Annotated in this window: 21 protein-coding genes and 1 pseudogene; 2 read left to right on the top strand and 20 right to left on the bottom strand. The window is 44.1% G+C overall.

The features are described from left to right. Positions 1-452: 452 nt before the first annotated feature. From QUB12_RS30000 to QUB12_RS29915, 18 genes and pseudogenes are all read right to left on the bottom strand, one after another. A complete protein-coding gene (locus QUB12_RS30000; RefSeq protein WP_333206179.1) occupies positions 453-2,744 on the bottom strand; it encodes an ATP-binding protein in 2,292 nt (763 codons plus the stop codon). A gap of 46 nt (positions 2,745-2,790) precedes the next feature. After that, positions 2,791-3,030, bottom strand: coding sequence for a hypothetical protein (locus tag QUB12_RS29995; protein ID WP_333206178.1), 240 nt, complete (start codon positions 3,028-3,030; stop codon positions 2,791-2,793). A gap of 80 nt (positions 3,031-3,110) precedes the next feature. Beyond that, positions 3,111-4,424, bottom strand: coding sequence for a polymer-forming cytoskeletal protein (locus QUB12_RS29990; RefSeq protein WP_333206177.1), 1,314 nt, complete (start codon positions 4,422-4,424; stop codon positions 3,111-3,113). 149 nt (positions 4,425-4,573) lie between these two features. After that, a complete protein-coding gene (locus QUB12_RS29985; RefSeq protein ID WP_333206176.1) occupies positions 4,574-5,221 on the bottom strand; it encodes a phage tail protein I in 648 nt (215 codons plus the stop codon). Next, the gene (locus QUB12_RS29980; protein ID WP_333206175.1) at positions 5,214-6,293 is read right to left on the bottom strand and encodes a baseplate J/gp47 family protein; all 1,080 of its coding nucleotides are present in this window, start codon (positions 6,291-6,293) and stop codon (positions 5,214-5,216) included. The genes QUB12_RS29985 and QUB12_RS29980 overlap by 8 nt, the downstream gene beginning before the upstream one ends. A gap of 31 nt (positions 6,294-6,324) precedes the next feature. Then, positions 6,325-9,753 carry a baseplate J/gp47 family protein gene (locus QUB12_RS29975; protein ID WP_333206174.1) on the bottom strand — a complete coding sequence of 1,143 codons (3,429 nt, stop codon included), beginning with the start codon at positions 9,751-9,753 and terminating at the stop codon, positions 6,325-6,327. Positions 9,754-9,882: 129 nt separating this feature from the next. Continuing rightward, entirely contained in the window at positions 9,883-10,269 is a 387-nt protein-coding gene (locus QUB12_RS29970) for a GPW/gp25 family protein (protein ID WP_333206173.1), read from the bottom strand. A 4-nt stretch (positions 10,270-10,273) separates the two neighbouring features. Continuing rightward, on the bottom strand, positions 10,274-10,597 hold the full coding sequence (locus QUB12_RS29965; RefSeq protein WP_333206172.1) for a hypothetical protein: 324 nt from the start codon (positions 10,595-10,597) through the stop codon (positions 10,274-10,276). Continuing rightward, complete coding sequence (locus QUB12_RS29960; RefSeq protein ID WP_333206171.1) at positions 10,597-11,340, bottom strand: phage baseplate assembly protein V; 744 nt, start codon at positions 11,338-11,340, stop codon at positions 10,597-10,599. Before QUB12_RS29960 ends, QUB12_RS29965 begins: the two co-directional genes overlap by 1 nt. Continuing rightward, a complete protein-coding gene (locus QUB12_RS29955) occupies positions 11,337-12,410 on the bottom strand; it encodes a contractile injection system protein, VgrG/Pvc8 family (RefSeq protein ID WP_333206170.1) in 1,074 nt (357 codons plus the stop codon). Before QUB12_RS29955 ends, QUB12_RS29960 begins: the two co-directional genes overlap by 4 nt. 229 nt (positions 12,411-12,639) lie before the next feature. Continuing rightward, positions 12,640-13,272: a CIS tube protein gene (locus QUB12_RS29950; protein ID WP_333206169.1), complete on the bottom strand. Its 633-nt coding sequence runs from the start codon at positions 13,270-13,272 to the stop codon at positions 12,640-12,642. Then, positions 13,263-14,975: a hypothetical protein gene (locus QUB12_RS29945; protein WP_333257443.1), complete on the bottom strand. Its 1,713-nt coding sequence runs from the start codon at positions 14,973-14,975 to the stop codon at positions 13,263-13,265. Before QUB12_RS29945 ends, QUB12_RS29950 begins: the two co-directional genes overlap by 10 nt. After that, entirely contained in the window at positions 14,968-15,495 is a 528-nt protein-coding gene (locus QUB12_RS29940) for a phage tail protein (protein WP_333206166.1), read from the bottom strand. The genes QUB12_RS29945 and QUB12_RS29940 overlap by 8 nt, the downstream gene beginning before the upstream one ends. Positions 15,496-15,516: 21 nt before the next feature. Next, positions 15,517-15,669: pseudogene (locus tag QUB12_RS29935) on the bottom strand (DUF6760 family protein); the annotation flags it as partial. 17 nt (positions 15,670-15,686) lie between these two features. Next, on the bottom strand, positions 15,687-16,052 hold the full coding sequence (locus tag QUB12_RS29930; RefSeq protein ID WP_333206165.1) for a phage tail assembly protein: 366 nt from the start codon (positions 16,050-16,052) through the stop codon (positions 15,687-15,689). Between the two features lie 69 nt (positions 16,053-16,121). Continuing rightward, on the bottom strand, positions 16,122-16,574 hold the full coding sequence (locus tag QUB12_RS29925) for a phage tail protein (RefSeq protein ID WP_333206164.1): 453 nt from the start codon (positions 16,572-16,574) through the stop codon (positions 16,122-16,124). Between the two features lie 183 nt (positions 16,575-16,757). After that, positions 16,758-17,891 carry a phage tail sheath subtilisin-like domain-containing protein gene (locus tag QUB12_RS29920; protein ID WP_333206163.1) on the bottom strand — a complete coding sequence of 378 codons (1,134 nt, stop codon included), beginning with the start codon at positions 17,889-17,891 and terminating at the stop codon, positions 16,758-16,760. Positions 17,892-18,044: 153 nt separating this feature from the next. Continuing rightward, positions 18,045-19,250, bottom strand: a complete 1,206-nt coding sequence (locus QUB12_RS29915; protein ID WP_333206162.1) for a phage tail sheath subtilisin-like domain-containing protein — start codon at positions 19,248-19,250, stop codon at positions 18,045-18,047. Positions 19,251-19,795: 545 nt separating this feature from the next. On the opposite strand from QUB12_RS29915, the gene QUB12_RS29910 reads away from it, so the two are divergent. Next, on the top strand, positions 19,796-20,089 hold the full coding sequence (locus QUB12_RS29910; protein ID WP_333206161.1) for a hypothetical protein: 294 nt from the start codon (positions 19,796-19,798) through the stop codon (positions 20,087-20,089). Positions 20,090-20,131: 42 nt separating this feature from the next. Further along, positions 20,132-20,428 carry a hypothetical protein gene (locus QUB12_RS29905; protein WP_333206160.1) on the top strand — a complete coding sequence of 99 codons (297 nt, stop codon included), beginning with the start codon at positions 20,132-20,134 and terminating at the stop codon, positions 20,426-20,428. A gap of 180 nt (positions 20,429-20,608) precedes the next feature. Here the strand turns inward: QUB12_RS29905 and QUB12_RS29900 are convergent, their stop codons facing one another. Both QUB12_RS29900 and QUB12_RS29895 read right to left on the bottom strand, forming a co-directional pair. Next, positions 20,609-21,172, bottom strand: a complete 564-nt coding sequence (locus QUB12_RS29900; RefSeq protein ID WP_333206159.1) for a DUF4255 domain-containing protein — start codon at positions 21,170-21,172, stop codon at positions 20,609-20,611. Positions 21,173-21,346: 174 nt separating this feature from the next. Further along, on the bottom strand, positions 21,347-22,172 hold an 826-nt coding region (locus tag QUB12_RS29895), incomplete at its 5' end, for a carboxypeptidase-like regulatory domain-containing protein (protein WP_333257439.1).

Here is a 22,172-nt window from a genome sequence, read left to right as displayed (position 1 = left end):
TCCACTCCTAAAAAAGCAGTTTTTTGAGTAATATTACTGATTGACAAATGCAATTAAGTCTTAACTTGTCACCAATGGTCATACTCTTTTTTACTTAACTCTCTTTTGTCACTTTCGGAAGAAAATAATCTGGGATGGTTATAGCATAAGACTTTTACCAAAAACCTTGATTTGGGCCATTCTGTTGGAAAATAAATGCTCAAATCCTTGATAAACCTACAGTTGAAAATTTGGTTCTCATTTTTAATTTCCCAGAGTGACAAAAGAGGGTTAAATTTTATCTTACCACTTTTCTTTTATTTACACAATTCCTGCAAGACGCACTATACATAATGAGCATTTACAACTCATTTAGGATTGCTATATAACGGGATGGGATTATATTCTATCAGTCTTGGCTACTGTTGCATGACTTTGGAGAATTGGTATAAAAAAGCACACCGAGCGCAGACTTATTCAGCAAGCCCTAAGTATGGGATAACCAATTCTTCTTCCATCAATATCTTGCCCATCTTCTGATACTCCCGGCGGATCGCACAAATCAGATGACTCATGTTAACGGGTATACCCTCATCAGCAGCTAGAAATGCGGCGGCTAAAGCAACGTTGCGGATGTTAGCACCACCAATTTCAAACTTACGTGCTAAAAAATCTAGGTCTATGTGAGGGCTGCGAGGTGTGGTGTCAGGCCAAATTTTCTCCCAGATTTGGCGGCGTTGCTTTTCGGTAGGAAGGGGAAACTCAACTATAAAACGCAGTCGTCGCACGAACGCATCGTCTATATTGCTACGAACATTTGTTGTTAAAATAGCCATCCCTTCATATTCTTCCATTTTCTGCAATAGGTAACCAACTTCAATATTAGCGTAGCGATCGCGCGATTCTTTTACTTCTGTGCGCTTGCCAAATAAAGAATCTGCTTCGTCAAATAAAAGAATAGCGTTGGAAGTAGCTGCGGCGTTAAAGATGCGATTGAGATTTTTTTCTGTATCGCCAATATATTTACTGACAACTTGGGATAAATCGATTTTATAGATGTCTAGCTGCAATTCACTTGCCATCACTTCGGCAGCCATCGTCTTTCCCGTCCCTGGTAAGCCAGAAAATAAAACGTTCTGCCCTTTACCGAGGGATAATTTCCGATCGAACCCCCATTCTTCATACACCAGATGTCGATGTTTAGCTTGATTGCAAATTTCCCTAAGCTGGGTTTGGGTATCGGGTGGTAGAACAATATCATCCCAGCGATATTTAGGTTCGATTTTGCGTGCAAGTGCTGCTAGATCGTGACCGCCTTGAGCGCGGGTAGCAGCAAATACAATTGAGGTATGCGAAATCTCGGGCTCTCCAACCGCAGCTTTCCAGCGAATGGTATTGCTAGCGGTGACAGCGGTGTCGGCAATTTGCTCTGGAGTTAGGCGGAAACGATCGCTTAAAGCATCTAAATCGGTTGGCAAGATCGAAATTCCGGCTTCACTCAAACGCTTTTGCCATTCTAGGCGACGTTGGGCAAAGTCAGGAACGGTAAAAGGTATCGTGACAATTCCCAAGACACCTTCTGTTCCAGGTTTCCAGGGCTGCTTGCCTGCTAAGATTGTTAGTCCTTGGGTTTGAGCAATTGCATTGAGTAAATCCTGATACAAAATGGCGTGTTCTTCTTCTTGTAATACTTCTACTCGATCTAAATAAAGGAGGGCATTGTCAAACCAGGCTTGACGGAGTATTAGGTTTAAAGTCGGCTCAAAATCTACTTTGGCAGTGATAATTCGCGCAAAATCGACTATTAGTAAGAAAGTTTGAACTTCAGCAGCTATAGCCTCAGCGGTGCGGCGAGCCAAAGCGCGATCGCTTCCTTGGAAATACAGTCGCATTGGGTTGCTTCGCTCTGGGGAAAAGGAGGAAAGGGGAGGTAGGTTTTCCCTTGTTCTGTTTTCCTCTTTCCCATTTTCCTGTCCCAAAGGGGATTCCTTTTCCCCTTTTTCCCCTTTTCCCCTTTCCGCCTGGGCGATCGCTTTTAAACCTTGTTTGACGGATTCCTTCAAGCGTAAATCGTTCCACTCAACAGCAGGCTGGATTAATTGGCAAAAAGGTGTTAACCGAGAATCGAGTCCTTTTTCGTTGAGTAGGAAGCGGACAACTTGTTCGTCGAGCAGGATATTATGCGCTAGCAGACTTGGTTTGGCTTGGTTAGAGTTGCCAACAAGGTACAGCAGTTTGTGGCGGATGAGGGGGGCATCAGGAGAAAAGCGATCGCGCTGACTGAGTTTTGCGGTTGCTGTCGGACAGAGGATTTTGAGGACGAGATCGACAGTAGGTTGCAAATAACGCTCTTCATCTTGTAAGTAGGCGTAGAGGCGTTCGTAGCGGCGATCGAGTTCTGGGGCGAGAACGATCGCGATCGCATCGAGGTCAAATATGGACAAATGGAACGTTTGCTGAAGCTGCGCTAGGTGTGAGTCTGGCGGTATAAAGTCGGGTAAAGATTTATCTAAATTTTCGACTTCACGTTTTAAACCGTTTGAACTCGTTTGGCGAATTGACAACTGCTCTATTTGTTGCAGGTTAGCTTGCAATTCGCGATAGAGATGAATAGGGACATTTGGATTGCGATCGACTTCAACCCCAGCGATTGCTCGTGCTAGATGTTGATCTAATCGGCGCAGTAATGGCAATAGATCATCGAGGTGGAGAAGGTGCGCGATTGTCGCATCTTCAGGTTTCCTAATTTTTGTTGTTTCCACCATTGCTGCTTGTTCCTTTTTTAATGTCCTTCAAAATTGAGGCTCTAGTTTATCTAGAATCGTTCATCTCGCTTGGTAGTTCTATTTTGTTCAATTCCTCAGAGGATAAACCGTTTTCTGCGCTGTCTGCTTTGGCAATTTCTTCTTCTAATACCTGAATTGCGCCGCTGATTCGCAAAACAGTTTCCCTCACTTTTACTTGTTGCAATTCTAAGTCAGCCAACATTTTTTGTCCGGCTTCAAATTCCACTCGCAGCGATTGAATGCGCTGTTGAAGTTGTTCTTTCATTGTCAAAAATGCCCTCTCTATTTAGAGTAACAAAAGATGGATAAAATCAGTAAGAAACTTACTGGAAATTTACCAATTACTTACAACTCTATGACAATTAGGCTTCTCGTATCTTTATAAGCGCACCCAGATATTATTCCACCAGACTCTGCATCGCTTGACCACTGAACTTTAATTGTATGTTGACCAGATGAGAGAGTCTCTATCCAGTTTAAGCTGATACCTCTAAGGCTCCAACCACCAGTGAAATTAAATTCATCCCAACTAAAAGCTTTTTGCACATCATCAATTAGCAAGCGAAATTTAGCCCTTGTTAATCCCGTTGGGTTTAACTTACCACCCGATCCTTGAACGCCTCCCATCTTAAATAGGATTAATAAAGAATTATTTCCACTTGCTGTCACCGTAAGTGACATATCAGCTAAATCCACAAAGGTTGCCGATGTCGTGCTAATCGGATTGGTAGCTACAACTTGAGTGCGAATATTTTGACAAGTAATTTTGCCAGCAACAATATTGCCTGCGCTAATGTTGCCATTGCCTAATGATAAGCTGCTGCCAGTGATGCTGCCTGCGGTAATGCTACCAGTACCAACAGAGAGGCTTCTACCAACTATGTTGCCGTTAACAGTAAGGTCGCCATTAATGGTGGCGCTACCTGCGGTGATATTGCCGGTGCCAACACTAAGACTGCTACCTGTGATACTGCCACTAGCGGCGAGATTACCATTAATGCTGGCATTGCTGAGGTTGATGCCGCCGGAGCCAATAGAAAGACTGTTTACCTCTAGGGTGCCACTGACGCTCAGATCTCCCGTGAGGACTGCTTTATTGCTGGCTCCATCTCCACCGGAGCGTAAAATGGGGCCTTTTCCACCTGCGGCTGGTAAGTACACGCCTGAATACTGGCGCACAGAGTTATCAACTTTAACCACACCATCTTTATCAACATTCAGATTTGCCAGCACGATCGCTTCTGATAAGGTTGTTGCCCCCGGTAAGGCTACTTGAATCAGCGGTTTTTCGTGCCAACGCCGATTGCCTTCAGTTCCCTCCTGTGTCCGATCTGCCTCGATTTCTTGATAGGAAATCAACAGGGAAACTGTCTGATTTCTGTAGTTGACGACGGAAACTTCTTCTGGTGTTGCTAGAACAATGAGCCGTCCTTTTGGATCGACACCTGTGCCTGGGTTTACGGTGACGTGATCGCTTCCGGGTACTGTGACTGCTAACCCTTGGCTAATCCCTGAAACTTGCAAACTTTGGCTCAGTTTGCGAACGCGATCGATGTGATATTTTTGCTCGTCGATGAAGTCTTGGTCTTTTAAAAACTGACCATCAAAATAGCGGAGTCTCTTGTCTAAATAGGTAGGTTGTTCGTAATTAGCTGGCATGGTGGTTAGTTAGAATTAATTTGGTGTCAGAGGGGCTATGGGAAGAGGGTAAGAGGGTAAGAGGGGAGTGAGGGAGAGAATAATTCGGATTTTTCTCGTAAATTATTGATATTTCATTTTTTCTTTTATTTTCCTTTTTCTTATTTTATTTACCGATTAGTCGTTGTTCCAAGTATAGTTGTTCTTCCAACAATTATCCCATTTTGTAAGTCTTTATTGCGGATTTGCATGGTTGGCACTAGCACTTGGAAGGAGTAAAAGGTGTGGGCAGGCTTTTGTAAATCTAAAATTGTTTTGGCTATCTGCTGTTTTCGTCTCAGATTTTCTGCCGTCTCGCTCAATGTCATTTCGACTTGGAAATAGTGAGCGGGTCGGTCAAATTCATAAATTTTAACTTCTTCTCCTGTATAAATTTCTAGAAGTTTTTTCATCCCTGCTTTTGTTCCTCGCAAGCGGTATAACGGTACGATATTACTGATAAACTTGCGTTTAAAATCTTCATCCCACTCTTCTTGTAAGCTGGCTGCTACCCAAGAGGCAAGCCAAGGTAAGAAGTCGGCAGGTGCAGTTCCGGCCTCTTCTCTGGACAAGCCTGGATTAAAGTAGGTGTGAATGCGATCGATATATTCTTCTAAACCGAGTTGGTTGGGAATAATATCGTCGGAATCTTTGAGAGTAACTCCGCTTAAAATCCGCTCGATCGCCAGAAGGAAATGCCCCAAAAACTCATCAGATTGCTGAAGGTAGGGGAGATATTGAAGATAACTACTAATGCGATCCGAATTATTATTAGGCATTGACTTCCCAAGCCTCCTTCAGGATTAATTCACCAATTTTGACTGCAACTAACTGATAGTCTTTCAAGACAACTCGTTTGCTGACATCTTCATCAAGAAGTCCTCTGCCGATAATTGTATTTACTCCAACGAGTAGACCAATTCCTTTACTTCGATCGAGTTCGTTTCTGATTTGCATCGTTGGATAGATGACTTGTAGTTTCACTATCTCAATGTAGTTCACTCCAGAGATATCATCGAGCAATTCATAAACTTCAGAAACATAAATGTTGCGACCAAAAGGCCAACCAGTGCCGTCTGCACCGCCCTTGAAGGGATGAAAGAAAGTATGAATGCTTTCTTGGACTCGCGATCGCACATCCGCCACTCTAGCCCCTTCTTCGAGAAATAGGGTAGCGGAGATCGTCACGGGTACATAGTCTGGTGCAACAACATGATGGCGCGTTGTCAGTAACCGTCGCTCGTCTAAAAACATCCACAAGCCAGTCAGCAGGGCTGATGAGGGGGAAGGGGAAAAGTTAGTGTCGCCTGCTTCTCCTTTGTCGGGTACGTCTGGTACTACAACTAAGCTAATATGTCCGGGAGCATTTGCTTCTAGTGCCTCTGGGTTCCTCAAAGCTAGGTTACGTTCGGGCAGGCAATGCGATCGCCTAATTTTGCCTAATAATTGGGATGGTTCGGTTTTATTCCAATCTTCGACTGCCAAACGCTCGTAATCCTCACAAGTTACTGCTCGGTAACGCTTTCGCAGATCGACAACTGTTTCGCGAATAGCATCTTGCAAGCCATCCCCCAAGAGAGAGGAAGAACTTCCCCCCTTTCCCCTTTCCCTATTAGCCCATTCTGGCCCATTGAGCAGCTTGAGAAAGATTTCCATGTTTTTATCGGGCACGCGATCAACCCGATAAAGTACCATTTCGGTTAGCCAAGCCAGTAACTCAATTAAGATAATTCCCGTATCTGATGGATTGTGGTCAGTCCATTCGGGATATTCGACGGGAATCAGGGAGGTGGCTTCTGCCACCAAATCTTCATAAGAGCGATCGTCTAGGTTGGGTAATGGTAGGGGCATGGTAGAGGGGAAAAGGGAAAAGGGATAGAAATTAGATTTGGCTGCACGTGATTTGGTGCGGGCCGGAATAGATTAAAAACCTATTACGTCGGTTGTTAGGTAATCGGTCTAGTGATGGGCTATCAATAGATAGAGAAGCAATGTAATCGACTCCATCCACTTTTTCTAATACGGCATACAAATCTGACTCGTGCGGACGGCGACCGAAATCCCACCCTCGACCTTGCCTTCCCCCTGTGAGAGGATGCAAGAATGCGATTGAAGTATCGGTTGCTGCTTGCTTGATTTCATCAACTTTTTCTAGTGAGATGGGAACGATATTCGCTCTGATCGTGACTTCAACCCAATCCGGTTCTGTGAGGTGCAGCTCGACGGCTGGAGAGCAGCGATCGCGAATATAGCGTTCAACGCGCTCTAGTAAACTCAGGCTGGGCGTTGGTTGGGGGTCTGATGTTTGTGGTACGACGATCAGTTCAACTCTGCCAGGATCTGTTCCTTCTCGATCCAGTGTACTTCCACTGGTAGACATCATAGACGGAGCTTGAAAATCTACATCTAGAGAACCCGTCGGATAGGTAATCTTGACGCGAACGCTATCGGCGCTGGAATTTCCTAAGTTGGTAAAAGTAATGCTCCATTCTCTGCCAAGCTGGAACTGTTCTTGTGTCACCATATAGGTGATGGTAGGGTTTGTTGTACTTAGATCCTTGGATGTGTAAGGGTTTGACTGTCCGGGGCCGTTGATATTAACTTCTAGGGTAATACTGTTAGGAAGTGCGATCACTTCCACTTGAATCTGCCCCGGCGCATCCAGATTAATCCAATAGATGGGCAACCACTGCAAGCCGTCAATCGGATTAAATTGAGGTCCGATCGCTAAAGCACGCGCAACTTCTGTGGACGCTTCAAGTGCTAAATCTTCCATATCTTCAACGGTTACTGCTCGACCTCGGTGGCGGAGCGTTTTTGGCCCTCGCTCTTTAACCCGCTCTAGAGATTCTCCTTCAGCGCCACCCGCTGCGGGTTCGAGATTGGTAACGCTATCTACATAAGGTACGGTAGTTTTTAGTTCGGTTACGGTTAATGCTGGACGATTCCCTCGTTCTCCGCCACCGATGCGATAAGGAGCAAGTTGAATGTTATTTAGGAAGCCTTGGGGTGGAATCGCTCCGTGTAAACCATCACCAAAACGTACTTCACCTACAAGCCGATCGAGAACGTAATGGCGATCGCGTGGCCCCGATCCGTAGAAATCTGGCACTTCTTGCCACGTCACCCAAGCACCTTGCACTTGTCCTGCCTCATTACGGACGATCTCAACTGACTTCCCCTTTTCCCCTTGTTCCCCTACTAAAGAAGGGTCTGTCGGCTCAAACACTTCCAAGCGTTGACCCAACAGTATTGGTTTTTGGGCAGTGCGGTAAGTTTGATTGGGATTACCATCGCTTGTGCCCAATATCTCAATAGCGATCGTCACCGTCTGAGATGCCCAAGTTGTATTTGTCAGTATTCGCCGCAACTGAGGAGGCATAGCAAATTCTCCACTCTCCCATCTCACTCTAAGCCAGTAAAGGGATTGCCCGAACTCAGTCCGGCTTGAAAAGTTTGTTGGCCCAATAAACTGGATGATGCCTCTTTCGCTCAAAGCATCGGTTTCATCCTGTATGGTTAAGGGAACCCAACCTGTAGGACTGCCATATTCCCAAACGACTCGTGCGGGTGGGGGTATTGATCTCGCATTGGCTTTAGGAATTTCGCCGGGACGCGGAGGTTCTACTTGAAAGTAGAGGGTAATTGCTCGATTAGGAAAAGGCCGATCGAATCCCAAGTATAGAGTAGGACGGATATCAGTGGAAAGGCTGAAAAGTTGAACTTTAGTACCAAAGTTTATCTGGTCAACGGTGGGAGCGGTGGGGGTTAAGGGTTGAAATGTGGAACCATAATCTATCAGTTGGGCTGTGCGATCGGCATAAATAAAATTGTTATAGGTATGGCAAGCTGATAGAGCATCCCAAGCTCGATAATTATATTTCAATCCAATAGATTGCACGGATGGTGCTGCGAATGATGCGGCTACGGGTTCGGTGATGATTTGATTACTTGAATTTGCGCTTTGCCTGTAGGTAGCCTCAGTGCCATAATTCCCTTTGATTAATCTGACTCTGAGCCAGCAATTTGTTGTTCCACTTACGATAGTAGGCTGGATCTGAGAAGGCAAAGTAAATGTTACTTGTCCATCTTGGGTGAAAGCTTGAGTGCGATCGCTAAATTCCGGTTGTCCGTTAATTTTAGGATTGCTAACGCTCGATCGTCCTAGTGTTTCCCAGCTAGAACCGTTATAAACTTCCCAAACAAGTTCTGCACCCCCGTTTTTGTTAACAGGTAGTCCGCTGAGTTTAACCTCGATAGTCACTACAGCAGAGGGTTTAGCAAAAATTTCTTTACTGCCGATATAAAAAGTATCATTAAAGCGTGGCTGTTGACCGAAAGGGTAAAAATCTTTGCTCAAATCGAGCAGGGAAGCATTGAAAAAACAAAGATCCGGCTGGATTAAGTTATTGCGTTCGATTAGCACCCCAGTCAGAATCGCATTAATATAAGGAAGTGACTGCGTAGGAGCGATGGAAGTATTTAAACCGACTCTCAACCATGCCGCTTCTACTCCGTTGATGGTTTTTCGTGTGGGTACTGGCAAATCGCGAATCGCGACTTGCATTTCTCGTCGTTCTGGAGTAAGTAATGGTGGTGTTGGCAGCCAGGTCGTACCATTTAAATAAAGGGCTTGTAAAGGCTGCCAGTTAGCACCATCCCAGTACGACCAAGAGAGAGGTAGTTGAGCAAAATGCGAAATTTCGGTTGAATAAAATATAAAAATAATTGTCTTATTTTCTGGTAAGGCGAATAAGCGCTCGCAAGCCAGAAAAAAGTAATGTTCGTTTGGCTTATTGGCTTCAAAAGCTTTGAAAGCAGAATTAATATTGCCCGTAGCTTCAGGAGTGCGATCGCTATATTTATCTGTAAGAGGTTCACGAACAAATACTGCTTGTAATTGTGCTGTTATCAATGCTAGGTCGCGTTCTGTCTCGAAGACAACCTCTTCTTCTTCTTCTTCTTCTGCTTCTATCGGCGGGGCAGCTACTTGAGTACCAGCAGGAACAAAAGCAGCGATCGGATTGCCTGAAACTAAATTAAACGTGAGGGGAACTCGTGCTGGTAAGGGCGGCAAAATTTGAGTACCGATCGTATCTAGAAATGCTAAAAAGTTTTTCTCTGGGGCTTGATTGATGCGATCGCTTACCAGTGCTGCCATGCGCCCAAAAATACGAATTAGCGCCCGTCCTGCATCAGGTTTACCATCAGAATGAGGACGCCATTGAGTAAACTTCTGCGCCAATTGTTCTGTTTGGGCAACGATTTCTTGGTAGGTGCGCTTGTCTATTTTTGGAGGCTCGATGGACATAAGAAGGGGGGATGGGGTAAAGGGAAATGGAGATAGTCAACAGGGAAGACTGGGTTAGAAGGAATAATTTAGTATTTATTTTTTGCCCTTTTCTCCTTTTTTCTATTTTGCTTTTTTCTCTCTCATTACTTACTCTAAATAGAAGGGATAAACCAAGTTAAATCGATTATTTGTCGTGCGAACTTGGTAATTAATTTGAATGAGTAATCGGTTAGGTTGAGAGGGATCGGGATTGGCATCTACGTCCAGTAAATCTATGCGCGGTTCCCATTGAATTAAGGATTGCTCTACGGATGCGATCGCCACTCCAATTGTACCAGCACTGTTGTTCGCAAATACTAAATCGTGAATGCCGCAACCAAAATCAGGACGCATCAGGCGTTCTCCGTAAGCGGTGCTGAGAATCGTCCAAATCGACTGCCGCACGCACTCTTCATAACGTGCCATTTCAACTTGTTTTTTTTCGTCTAATTTTACTGGGGATGTCCATCCCACTCCTAAAAAATCGCCATTCATATTTCTACATTGCCTTAACGCGAGTTTGAGTCACTAAAATATTCAAGGGAGTTCCGGTAGGAATTGAGACTGATTTACTATCTTGTAACAACACTGGTTGTCCCATCGCTTTCACTCGCGTAGAAGCACTTACCCACTGGGCAATAATGCAAGGGCCAACGTTGATAGGTGGTACGGGATTAGAACATCCTGCGATCGTATGGGGTGATGACTGAGTAGTAATCGGTTGACCCATCACTTTTACGCGAGGATTGGGAGCAATTGGCTGTGCTTGTCCACCATGAGCGCAAATAACAGTTGCACCAGAGTTTAATAGATATCCTGACATTAAATTACCTCCAAAGCGCCATCGTTGATGTTAACTCCTGCTGCACATTTAAGTGTCATTCCTCCATTTGCTTGAAGGCTACAATTATTATTAGCCTTGATTTCACAAGTTTGTTGAGCCTGCATTTTAAAATTGGCATCGGCTTTAATTTCACAATTTTGTTGCGCTTTAAAAGATAAATTTTTACCTTCAATTAAAACATCCCCGTCACTGCTTTTGATTGTTATTTTCCCCTTCGCTTCAATTGTGATATCTTTCTCTACCTTGATATTAAGCTTGTTATTTTTAGAATCAATCACTATCTCGTTCTTGTCAGTGCGATCGCGAATGATAATTTTTTCTTCATCTTTAGTATCATCCAAAATTATCTGATGACCGCTGCGAGATTTAATTAAGCGACGGTTGTTTTTACCATCGTCATTTTTTTCGGGTGGCTTATCTTTGCCATTCCAAACTGCGCCTAAAATATACGGCGATTCGATATCGCCATGAGCAAATGCCACTAATACTTCATCATCAACTTCTGGTAAAAAGTATATCCCTCGATCGTTGCCAGCCATCAACGTTAATACTCTAGCCCAATAACTTTCATCATTATCAGAAAGTAAGGGGAATTTTACCTTGATTCTCCCCAATCCATCATCATCTTTATTATTTGTAACTATTCCAACTGTGACCCCATAAAAACGTCCTTGTTGTTCGGGTACAGCTAATAATTCGGATAGTAAATTCATTCCCATCATGCCGCGTTCCTCCTCACTGTAAAATTAGTAACATATCCTCGGTCTTTGTGATAGAAATGAGTTGCTGAAGTAACGTAATAAAGTCCACTAAACCGATTGCCTACTCCAGTAATTTCAATGACCCTTCCTGGCTGCAATTCAGGAAATCCCAAACAAATGCCTTCACCAGAAATATAAGTTAATGCCATTTCATTAAATTGTCCCATTGCCATGCGATCGGCTTCTGCTTGATTGGATCCGGGTTCGCTAACAATAACATGAGTAGCTTTACCGAAAGCTTGGTTAACTTTTTGTGGCCCGCTGGTGGAACCTTTCATGGTTGAGTTTTCGCTACCAGCAGCTGCTTTACCAGTAAATGCTTTTTTATCCTTAAAGTTCCAGCTATGCACCTCTACATTACTAACTTGACCCATAGCACTCAAACGAGGGCGAAATTCAATTAGGTCATCCTCTCGTGTCAAAGTTAATACTTTCTGAGTATCATTCTGGTGAGGATGGAAATACAAGGTTTTGTTTTCTACGACAACTTCGTACCCAATACGCTTTGCTCTTTCTTGTAAGAATTCCAGGTCGGTTTGATTTGCTTGCAAAACGTAATCTAGTTTTACTTGAGTGTCTTTAACTTGGGGTTGCAAACCTCGTTCTACCGCAATTTGACTGACAATTTCGCTGTCTTTCAGCTTTGTAAAAGAGCGGGTTTTGCGACCTCTTAAAAGTCGATGGCGCAAGTCATGGCCACGCACAATTAGAATAGGGGCTATTACATCAAGTTGAAATTCTGGCTCTAATCCTGTAATTTCTCCTCCCATTAAACTTATTAAATTATTTTGATAACCTATTTGGATTTCTACCTGAGTTCCGATGTCGAATAAGTTATCATCTACCCAGGTAACTTTGCCTTTAGTAGGGTCCCAGTTACCAAATTCCATAGCAAACATCCCCGCTGCATCCAAGTCTTGATGTACTGATATCGCTTGTAAATCGACTTCTGCTTTTATAGGTAGACGAGAGCCTTTTAGTAAGACTTGAACTTTAAGATTTAGTAACTCTGCATCACTAAGGCTATACATAATAAGGGGAAAAGGGGGAAAGGGGAAAGGGGAAAGGGGAAAAGGAGAAGAATTTAATAATAGGGTGGTTGATTTATAGGTTTAATTTGATTCGATCGCATTGCGCTTAACTCCTTGACTTGGTTATTAAGTTATGTGTGGGTTTACTGTTCCAGATATTTAACTTCTAAATCCTCAAAATTTCGACTTTCTTTTTTTATTTCTTCCTCCTTACCCCTTTCCCTTTCCCTTAAAATGTGCTATTAACACGCTGAGGTGGTACAGTTAGAACTTGACCGGGAACGATCGCACGCGGGTTATCAATTTTGTTGACTTCGGCAATTAACCGCCAAAGGGAAGGGTCGTTATATTCTTGGGCGGCAATACTACTAAGAGTTTCACCTCGCTTGACAACGCGAATTGGGTCGTCAATTGGGTTTTGATTTTTTTTCTGATACTCTAAGGGAATCCATTCTTCAAAGGTGCAATTTAGTTTAGCACGGACTGGTGTTCCATCTTCTAAAAACTGAGTGAGAGTTTTGGTAACTTGTTTCAAATAACCTTGCAAAAACCAAGCATAACCTTTTCCCCAATTCAGACGGCATAAGGGTGGTCTGTCTAATTTCCCCTTTTTGCGGGTGAGGTTGTAAATGGGTTTGGTGTACTTTTGTACGTCTTCTGGGCCAAATTTACCCAAAGTTGTGTCGAAGAATAATTCAATGGCTAAGATAGCGGGTTGATCTCCTCCGACTAATTGACCTTCCAGAATGCTACCGCCAGATCTGGAAAGTTGTATTTGCTGAGGGTTAAATAAAACATCCAGTGGTCTGCCAAATGAGGGATAGTTCTCTTCGATCGCAATTTTTAGTTTCTCTAACGCCATCGTGTTTGCCCCCTGCGCTCATTTTCTATAATTAATCGCCGCATGAGTTTGCGTTCTACTTTATCGGCTAAAGCATCGACATCAATTTTTGTTTGGCTGTTATTGTTAGGCGTATTATTTCCTTCGGATTGAGCACTTTCAACTGTGGGAGGTCTAGCTGTTATGGCAGTGGCTGGATTATAGTTTGTTTGTTCTGCCTCCGAGTTCTGCTGAGAAGAAGTAAAACCGGAATTATTTGCTTGTTGTCCCTGTCCCGCAGCGGAGCGAGGGGTAGAGAATATTAAGGGCGTACCTAAGTTAGTCGTTCTGATTGTTGTTTTTTGATTGAAAGTTTGGTTTGGGGTAGGATTGGCAGTAGTTTGGTTTTTCAGCAAAGGATGAGGCTGCGGCTCTAACCAAGAACGCGCAGTATTTGTCACTTGTACGATCGGTATGGACGAATTTGCTTCGCCAGTCGGTTGAGAGTTATTTTCTGTTGTTTGGGGAACGCTAGAAGGAGTTAGGGAAGTGGTCGTTGGATTTTGCGATCGCGTTGTTTGCTGACTCCCGCTGGATCTTGCTTGCACCACTGGTAATGGATTAACTTGAGTTTGTAAAGGTTGTGAGTTAGCCATAGTTAAAGACTTGCCTAGATTGCTAACTTCACCTGTCAAGGGTTCTGCATAGACAATGGGCAAGCGTTTTGACTGCGCTGACTCCTGTTTTTGCGGCGCTGAAATTGGTTCGGCACTTTGACTTCGCACTACAGGTAAGGGAGAAATTGGTGGTTCTGTAGAAGTAGAAATAGCGATCGCATTCTGTACAGTCGAAGGCACAGTTAAATCGAGGTTTGGCTGTGTTGAAATTGGCTCAACACTTTGACTTCGCACTACGGGTAGAGGCGAATTTTGTTGTTCTGTAGAAGTAGCACTGCTATTTTGTACAGTCGAAGGCACAGTTAAATCGAGGTTTGGCTGTGTTGAAATTGGCTCAACACTTTGACTTCGCACTACGGGTAGAGGCGAATTTTGTTGTTCTGTAGAAGTAGCACTGCTATTTTGTGTAGTAGAAGGTGCAATTAAATCAAGTGTTTGCTGCACCTGCATTGATTCAGCATTTTGGCTTGACACTACAGGCTGTGGTGTAAGCTTTTTAGTAGCATTAGTGCTGGTATTGGATTGAGCAGAAGGTGAATTTAAAGCAGGTTTTTGCTGCACCTGTGTTGACTCAGCACTTTGGCTTCGCACCAAAGGTAGCGGTGAACTGGACACCTCAACAGCGCTACTGAAATCTTTAGCACTGTTTGCTACTGGCATCCCTCTAACAGGAGCGATCGCACTTGGAGATGCGCTAGCACTTTTCGAGGATGTGGGAGCAAATTTAGCTTGAACTACGGCTCTTGAAACTCGCCCAGAAGCAGGTGAATTTTTAGGTGTGACAGTATTTGCAACATTTGCCTCGCTGCTGAGAGGCTGGGCGTAGACAATTGACACTTGGCTTGCGGGAAGATTGTTTACGCCAGAAAAGCGACGTTCCAATTGGGATACTAATGGAAGTCGGTTGGAAAAGCGCTGGGATCGCGAAAGAATATTTCCAGCTAACTGAACCTTGTCAATTACCCCCGGTTTTACTAGAGGACGCATCAAACGCTCTTGAAAGCCAGGATCGATCGCATTCTGCCAATTTCCCTTATTGCTTGCTGGCGAGTTATTAACTTCAGACATACGATCCCCGCAAACCTAAACTAAAGAAAGGTTTATCAATTCCTTGATGAACCAATTCCACTCTTTCAATCGCTACCTGAGAAGTATTACTTGCATTCAATTGAGGGCCTGACCACTTAACGGGATAAGCATTTTTAAAATTCCACCACATTACAGGTAGCCGCTGTTGGTCAAACAAAATAATCGTACCATTTTTTAGTTGAACTTTCCCAGCCGCCGCCGCTTGATACCAGAGCCAGAGCGTATCTACATCAGTAATTCCGTGACTCAAAATCAGGTTAGAATATTTTGTTCGTTTTGGGAAATGATGGGTGTATCCATTCACGCCCCCTTCCGCATAAGACTCCAACTCAATCTCGCTTTCTAATCCACTGACTTCAGTAAATCCTCCCGTTACTAACCCGCCAATTTCTACTAAAAAATTGCAGGTTAAATAGGGATCTGAACGAACACCCAACATTGCATTCCAACCTAATTTATTCGCCAATTGTTCCTCACTTGCTACTAGCCTAAGAAGCATTCATTATCGAGCCGAAGGGCACTAACCACGTCTCGTTTGGTTATCGTTTAATTTCTGATTAATCCGGACAATTTCTGCTACCCATTCCTGCCTTTCTCTGTGTACAAAATTTACGATTTGCTCGTAAGACCAATGAAAGTGATAGGCAATATACGCTACTTCTTCAAGCAGCCGATCGGAAGGGTAGCAAGCTACTCCCCCACAGGCACAGTTTCTACTTCAAATTCACCTTGGCAGTGAGGGCAATTTACCAAAAGGCGGCTATGTCCGTTTTGATTAATGCGTTGGTAAAAGTCTTGTAAATAAACGAGATCGGCAGAGAATAAGTTTTCTATCAGTTTGGGGTTGATATGCTCAACTGTTCCCAGTCGAACGATCACTCGCGATAAAAGAATAATCGCTAAATATGCCGGATTTGCTTGCACGCGAGGATCTCGAATTGGTGCAATCTCGTCATAAGCAGTAGCTAGCCGCATCGCCCCTTCTCGGTGAACGTTGCCTTCTGTATCTACATAACCTTGCGGGAGAATGAAAGGAAATTCAGTCGGCTGCAACATAGTTTAAAGAAGGGGAAAAGGGAAAAGGAGGAGGGAAAAACGTTTTCACTGAGGCGAAAGGATACGATCTTACGACCACTTATCGACAGTTACTCCTTCATGGGCGAGTTCTATATATTCCACTGATAAGTCATTATTCATGGCATCAAAATGTGACATACTCCAGGTTACGGGCCAGCAGTTTGTAAGATTCCAGCGAATTTTTTCTCTTCCTGCCTCATCCATCAAGACGATCGAAACTTCACGGCGTTCAATTTCTCCCTTCATAATTTTGGCTCGCCATTGCCAGAGTTCGTCATTGTTGGTAGTGCCTCGTTTAAGGGTGATGTTGTTATTGTTAATCATTCCGGGTATTTTACGGACGTTAGGGGGATCGGTTCCTTCCCGATATACAATTGCTGTTTGATGAGAACTTAAACCGTTACATTCGACGAAACCTGCGTGAATGATGCCGTTCCATTCCACATAAAAACTATGTGAAAAATACGGGTCTGGTTTGTGTGGGGCTTTAACGTCGGGCATAGGAAATACTCCTTGAAGGTGAATAAAGCGAAAAGAGGAAAGGGGGAAAGCGAAAAAAAAAGATTGTTTGGTTGGCTTGTATTTTTATACTTACTATTGCGATCGCAGAGATATTGTTAGTGTTGTGGTATTGGGAAAACAATCTTTACTTCTTTTTCCATTTCCCTTTCTCCCTTTCCCCAATTAAGTAGACTGGGTTAAGACAACTCCAGTCGTGCCGTGAATGAGGCGAACGATGATAAATTCGTTCGGGATGGCAGGTGCCAAACCAATTTCTGTTACTGCTTTTCCGATGTCGCGCAGTTCTGGCGGGTTAGTTTCTGCGTCGCATTTGACGTAAAAGGCTTCTTGCGGTGCGTTTCCTTTCAGGGCTCCTTGTTGGAATAAAGATTGAAAGTAGGTCGTCAATTCTCGATCGATGCGAACCCATAATTTGTAATCATTTGGCTCGAAAGCAATATCAGCAAGATTGCGATCGATCCAGCGACCAACGGTTAAGAATAATCGCCGGATGTTGAGATAACCCCAAGCAGGATCGTCGCTCAAAGTACGGGTTCCCCAGATGCGAATACCTCTCCCTCTGAAAGCACGCAGGCAGTTAACTCCCGCCACTTGATTTTCAGGATAGAGAGTGGCAAATTCTGCTTCTGATAAGTCAATCTGTAAGTCAAATACGCCTTCGAGAACCTGGTTAGCGGGTGCTTGGTGGACACCAACAGCGCGATCGCAACGGGTATAAACACCAGCAATGTGACCGCAGGGCGGGATGTAGGAACCGTTCTCGATCTTGATCCAGGGGAAGTACAAGGCACCGTTGGCACTCCGCAAATTTTGCCGATATTGGTGGATTTCCGATATTTGCCTTCCCGCCGTAAAGCTTGGACAATCTAGAATGGCAAACCGATCACCCATGCGATCGCAGTGATCCAGAATTGCCGCCTGCATTTCCTGCACCTGTTCTTTGGCGAGGCTCTCCCCCACAATATCTGGCGCACAGATTAAGTCAATCTCGTCGATCGACTCCAATTCTTTCAGTGCTTGTAATAACGCCTCTTTTAGGGAAATCCCATCTTTGGGGAGGCGAATTGCGTAGCACGGAGTCCCGCCGTTTCCGAAAAAACCTTCTACAGCACGGTACAGGTAGCCATCTTCTAAGGGCTGACCAAAAGTTGCGGTAAACTCAGGCCAAAGAGTGAATCGCTGAACTGTATTAATTAACCCTTTTTCTGCAAATCCCAAAAATGCAGGTACACCTGTAATCAGGTGTGAGGCAGGTGCCGGGAAGATATCCTCTTTGTAAACACCGGGGATGAGCATAAGGAAAAGGGGGAAAGAGGAAAAGAGGAAAAGAGAGAAACTGGGGAAGACGATGGCGGAAACAGAGGTCAGAAGCGGTGAGAAGGAAGACAGGAAAGAAGCAATGCTTTAACAGTTGCCGTTTCCTTTACCCCCTTACCTCCTTTCCCATTTTTAACTAGCCCCCGGCCCAGCCCATTGGCTAATGCGGAAGATGACGAATTCGGCTGGTTTGACGACCGATACGCCAATGATGGTAACAACCTGACCGAGATCTCGCAGTTCCGGGGGGTTGGTTTCTTCATCGCACTTGACAAAGTAAGCTTGTTCCGGCGTGCTGCCAAACAAAGCGCCGCTGCGCCAAACTGTGAATAAAAAAGCATTTACATTGCGACGAATTCGCGCCCAAAGATCCGGTGCATTGGGTTCAAAAACCGTCCATTGAGTTCCTTCGTCGATCGACTCCCGTAGATAGCTGAACAGGCGACGGACGTTGATATATTTGAATTCTCCGTTAGCATCACCTCCGAGAGTACGTGCGCCCCAAACTCGAATGTCGCCGTTGAGCTTCCGAATGCAGTTGATGCCAGCAGGATTGAGTCCGTCCTGTTTGGCTTTGCTGATACTATATTGAAGTCCAACTGCTCCAAGAACCGTTTCGTTACCGGGAGCTTTGTAGACTCCTCTTTGGGTATCTACGCGAGCGTAAATACCTGCGATGTGACCGCTAGGTGGCACGTATATTTGACTGTTGCTAGCCGGATCGAAAACTTGAATCCAGGGGAAGTATAAAGCTGCATAATCTGAGTTGAAGGGCTTGAGCGTATCTACGAGAGTAGGGCTGCTTAAGTCTACTGTTTCGGGAGAGTCAAGGATGGCAAAGCGATCGCCTAGTTTTTGGCAATGGTCTTTGATTGCAGTTTGGATGGTTGTGCTTGTCTGTCCGGGTACGAGAACGAGGGCAATTTCATCAATTGCTTCAAAACTTTCTAGAGCAGAATTGAGTTCGCTCTCACTGGTAACTTTAACAACATAGCAGCGTGTTCCTCCATTTCTGAAGAATCCGTAAACTGTATGAGCGAAGGTGTTTTGCGCCGCGTTGCTTGGGGAAAAGTCACCAAAAAACTTCTTAAATTCAGTGAAATTAGTACAAAGTTTGATTTGGCCTGTTGCTGCATACTCTGGAGTCAAGGAGGAAGTAGCCTGACTTGAGGAAGAAGTCTCAGTTGTTTGACTTTTTGAGGTTGTTGTCTGCGAACTTGTGCTTTGGGGAATCAACCCAATAAACCCTGCTGTACTTGTTCCCACTCCTACTATTGGGGAAGTACCTGAAGGAACTTCCTCAACATAAACACCTGGAGATAAATAGGTAGTTGGCATCGTATTTCTCCCTAATTCAAGAAGTAAACCAAAATCTTTGCTCTACTTTAACTACCTTTACAAGTTAAGAAATCTCGATAATTTTTAGTCATTTTGAGCGGTGCTTGTTCCAATAGCCTGAAGAATGAATCTTCTCTGCTAGATGGCAAAACTTTCCTACCAACATTAACAAATATCCTCATCTTGTAAACTTGTCAAGCTTAATTTAAAAAATTAAATATTTTTAACAAATTTACTTTATGTGTTTTTTTGATAAAAATTATTTCTTTGTTTTAAATTTTATTTAATTAACTCCTTACAAAAATTATTTGTATAACTAAAGTGGGTTGACAAAAACAATTTATTATGTACTAAAAATATAGATTCCTAAAAAACAATAGAAAACAATAGAGCAGATTTTATGTATGTAAAGGCTGTTCCAGCGTTAAGCGGTTTTAACTGCGATCGCGTTTGCTCCTACTGAGACAAACACTTCTTAATAAAGGAAATTGAATATTTATGTAAAATAAGAGAACTACCCTTTACAAAATCTAATAAAGTAAGTTATGGCAGCTAGACAGCACGTTTCCAGAAAAGCACCAGCTTCCTCAACTAGGACTCCGGTGAGTAAGAAGTTTGAGCCGCGCCCGTTCACCTCTGCTGCTCGATCGCAACAAGCTACCCCAGAAAAGCAAGTTTCCCCACAGCCGGAAGCTAACGTATTGAGTCAGGTGCAAGTCTCTCCCAGAGCAATGGTTCAGCCTAAGCTGATCGGCAGTGCTGGAAAAGCACAGTCTGCCCAACCACAAGTGAGAATTCAGAGAGATGATTACTCTGTAGGAGGACCGCTAGCTAAATAGCGATCAGTCCCAAGACACCAGTAAATTTTCGTAGGTGAGATTATGGCAACTAAACAGCACGTCTCCAGAAAAGCACCAGCTTCCTCAACTAGGACTCCGGTGAGCAAGAAGTTTGAGCCACGCCCATTCACCTCTGCTGCTCGATCGCAACAAGCTACTCCAGAAAAGCAAGTTTCCCCACAGCCCGAAGCTAACGTATTGAGTCAGGTACAAGTCTCTCCCAGAGCAATGGTTCAACCTAAGCTCATTAGCAGTGCCGGAAAAGCACAGTCTGCCCAACCCACCGCTAGAATCCAGAGGGACTATGGCAAGGGTTTGGGAGGTCCTCTAGCAGCGTAGCAATGAGTCCAAAAAGCGCAGAAAAAGGGGGAAATTCATAGATTTTTCTCCCTTTTTATTGTTTGCACTCTCAAGCAGCAATTTTTAGATTACAGGGACTCTGTATTTAGTGAGGGCGACGATTAGGAAAGTTGAATTCTTTTATTCCCTTTTTTCCCTTTCCCCCTTTTCCCCTTGTCCCTAAATGTTCTTATCCGTAACAAGGGGGACATTCTCTGAAGCTTCGTGAACATTTACTGAGAGGGTCACAGTATAGTTCAGTATTGCTCTAGGTTTTCCTCCCATTGCTTGCCAGAATTCTCCCATACTTTGTAACTGCGAGGGTCGCAGACTTTCTACTCGCAGGGGAGGTTGCTGTCCTTGAAGCGTTCCCTGGAGAAATTCAGGTGGGATTTGAGGATAGCGTAACAGCACTTTCATCACCTCACCCAGTAAGCGATGTTCTGTTTGTGCGTCCGATCGATCTACTGGCCAACTCGAAATAAAGTAAGAGCAGTCTACCCTAACTGGGGGACGCTTTCTGGTTGCCGTGCCGTTACCGTGACGTTCCACAAGCCATTCGGTGTTTCGCAATTCCAAGTTTTCCCGCACGTCATAGAGGAAAAGGTTGATTGCTGGCAGTTGCACCTTAGTAGGAAATTCCGCGTCGGGAGTAGCAAAGCTAATGCTGATGCGCTCGGCTAAGGCAGACGGGAGTTCTTGCTTAAGCACTTTTTCTAGAGTTTTATCTAAGTCGTCAAGCATTCTTTGCCTTCCTGACTGATTTTTGACATTGCGTGTAGTGGGAAAACATTGTAACTCAAATTAGTTTTAGTTAAGAAAAAATTTTAACCTCCTTAAAAGGGAAAAATAGTTCCACTTAGCAAGCAAACATGATAACTCTTTGTATAAAAGAACTTTTTATGTTTGGCAGTTTCTTTAGCTGCTTGTAAGAACGAAGTTTAAGTTTTGCACTACTCCTTGGCTGAGTTGTGTGCTTTGGGAAACTGACTGGAAGCCTCGCGCCGAAACATGGATATTAACTGTGCGCTTTAACGGAGGTTTTGAAGTTTCTAGACCGCCAAACAGATAGTTCCCTTTGCTGTCACTAAAAATATAATTGGTAGTTCCTGCAATTCGTATTTTTGCTAAAACTATAGGAGTTCCATTTAAATCTGTTATTTTACCCTTTATGGCTGTTGGTGGCAGAGTCATGTTAGCGGCAGTTTTCACGTAGTTGCTTTTGGCATCTCGACTTGCGATCGCTTTCACTTGAGCAGTGCCGTAGCAGGTGCCAGCACTCGGTAGGGATGCAGTTAAGGTATATTCACCTTCGGGCAAATCCAAAAAGTAAAAATACCCATCAATCGCTGTTCTCTTCCGGTCTGGGCGATTTTCAAGAGTCTCCCATTTACTTCCGTACTGTTGCGATCGCAATACCAACCACTGTTTAAAAGTTTCTGGCATTTGCGTTATCTCCACTAAAGCATTCTGAATGGTCAACCCAGTTTCGGCATCGCTAATCTGCCCGTAAATTGCGACTTGATGGCGTGCAGGTTTTAACTTAATCCATGATGCGGTTTTAGGATTATCGGGCTTTGTCCCCATTGCTGCAAAATCGGTTGTAGGTTCGCTCTGTTCTACAGGTTCTTCTTTTTCGCTTGGGATAAACTGTTCATTTGGCTCTAGAGAACTGGGTTGGTCATCCACTGGGTCGGTTGGCTCTGGAGAACTGGGTTGGTCATCCACTGGGTCGGTTGGCTCT

It is taken from the genome of Microcoleus sp. B7-D4 (genome assembly GCF_036705125.1).
GTDB lineage: Bacteria > Cyanobacteriota > Cyanobacteriia > Cyanobacteriales > Microcoleaceae > Microcoleus.
Note: the sequence above shows the minus strand (reverse complement) of the source record. Positions and strands in the feature narration are given on the sequence as shown.

Excerpts from the sequence above, each read along its gene's own strand:
- QUB12_RS30000 (WP_333206179.1), bottom strand. The coding sequence starts at position 2,744 with ATGGTGGAAACAACAAAAATTAGGAAACCTGAAGATGCGACAATCGCG.
- QUB12_RS29995 (WP_333206178.1), bottom strand. The coding sequence starts at position 3,030 with ATGAAAGAACAACTTCAACAGCGCATTCAATCGCTGCGAGTGGAATTT.
- QUB12_RS29990 (WP_333206177.1), bottom strand. The coding sequence starts at position 4,424 with ATGCCAGCTAATTACGAACAACCTACCTATTTAGACAAGAGACTCCGC.
- QUB12_RS29985 (WP_333206176.1), bottom strand. The coding sequence starts at position 5,221 with ATGCCTAATAATAATTCGGATCGCATTAGTAGTTATCTTCAATATCTC.
- QUB12_RS29980 (WP_333206175.1), bottom strand. The coding sequence starts at position 6,293 with ATGCCCCTACCATTACCCAACCTAGACGATCGCTCTTATGAAGATTTG.
- QUB12_RS29975 (WP_333206174.1), bottom strand. The coding sequence starts at position 9,753 with ATGTCCATCGAGCCTCCAAAAATAGACAAGCGCACCTACCAAGAAATC.
- QUB12_RS29970 (WP_333206173.1), bottom strand. The coding sequence starts at position 10,269 with ATGAATGGCGATTTTTTAGGAGTGGGATGGACATCCCCAGTAAAATTA.
- QUB12_RS29965 (WP_333206172.1), bottom strand. The coding sequence starts at position 10,597 with ATGTCAGGATATCTATTAAACTCTGGTGCAACTGTTATTTGCGCTCAT.
- QUB12_RS29960 (WP_333206171.1), bottom strand. The coding sequence starts at position 11,340 with ATGATGGGAATGAATTTACTATCCGAATTATTAGCTGTACCCGAACAA.
- QUB12_RS29955 (WP_333206170.1), bottom strand. The coding sequence starts at position 12,410 with ATGTATAGCCTTAGTGATGCAGAGTTACTAAATCTTAAAGTTCAAGTC.
- QUB12_RS29950 (WP_333206169.1), bottom strand. The coding sequence starts at position 13,272 with ATGGCGTTAGAGAAACTAAAAATTGCGATCGAAGAGAACTATCCCTCA.
- QUB12_RS29945 (WP_333257443.1), bottom strand. The coding sequence starts at position 14,975 with ATGTCTGAAGTTAATAACTCGCCAGCAAGCAATAAGGGAAATTGGCAG.
- QUB12_RS29940 (WP_333206166.1), bottom strand. The coding sequence starts at position 15,495 with ATGCTTCTTAGGCTAGTAGCAAGTGAGGAACAATTGGCGAATAAATTA.
- QUB12_RS29930 (WP_333206165.1), bottom strand. The coding sequence starts at position 16,052 with ATGTTGCAGCCGACTGAATTTCCTTTCATTCTCCCGCAAGGTTATGTA.
- QUB12_RS29925 (WP_333206164.1), bottom strand. The coding sequence starts at position 16,574 with ATGCCCGACGTTAAAGCCCCACACAAACCAGACCCGTATTTTTCACAT.
- QUB12_RS29920 (WP_333206163.1), bottom strand. The coding sequence starts at position 17,891 with ATGCTCATCCCCGGTGTTTACAAAGAGGATATCTTCCCGGCACCTGCC.
- QUB12_RS29915 (WP_333206162.1), bottom strand. The coding sequence starts at position 19,250 with ATGCCAACTACCTATTTATCTCCAGGTGTTTATGTTGAGGAAGTTCCT.
- QUB12_RS29910 (WP_333206161.1), top strand. The coding sequence starts at position 19,796 with ATGGCAGCTAGACAGCACGTTTCCAGAAAAGCACCAGCTTCCTCAACT.
- QUB12_RS29905 (WP_333206160.1), top strand. The coding sequence starts at position 20,132 with ATGGCAACTAAACAGCACGTCTCCAGAAAAGCACCAGCTTCCTCAACT.
- QUB12_RS29900 (WP_333206159.1), bottom strand. The coding sequence starts at position 21,172 with ATGCTTGACGACTTAGATAAAACTCTAGAAAAAGTGCTTAAGCAAGAA.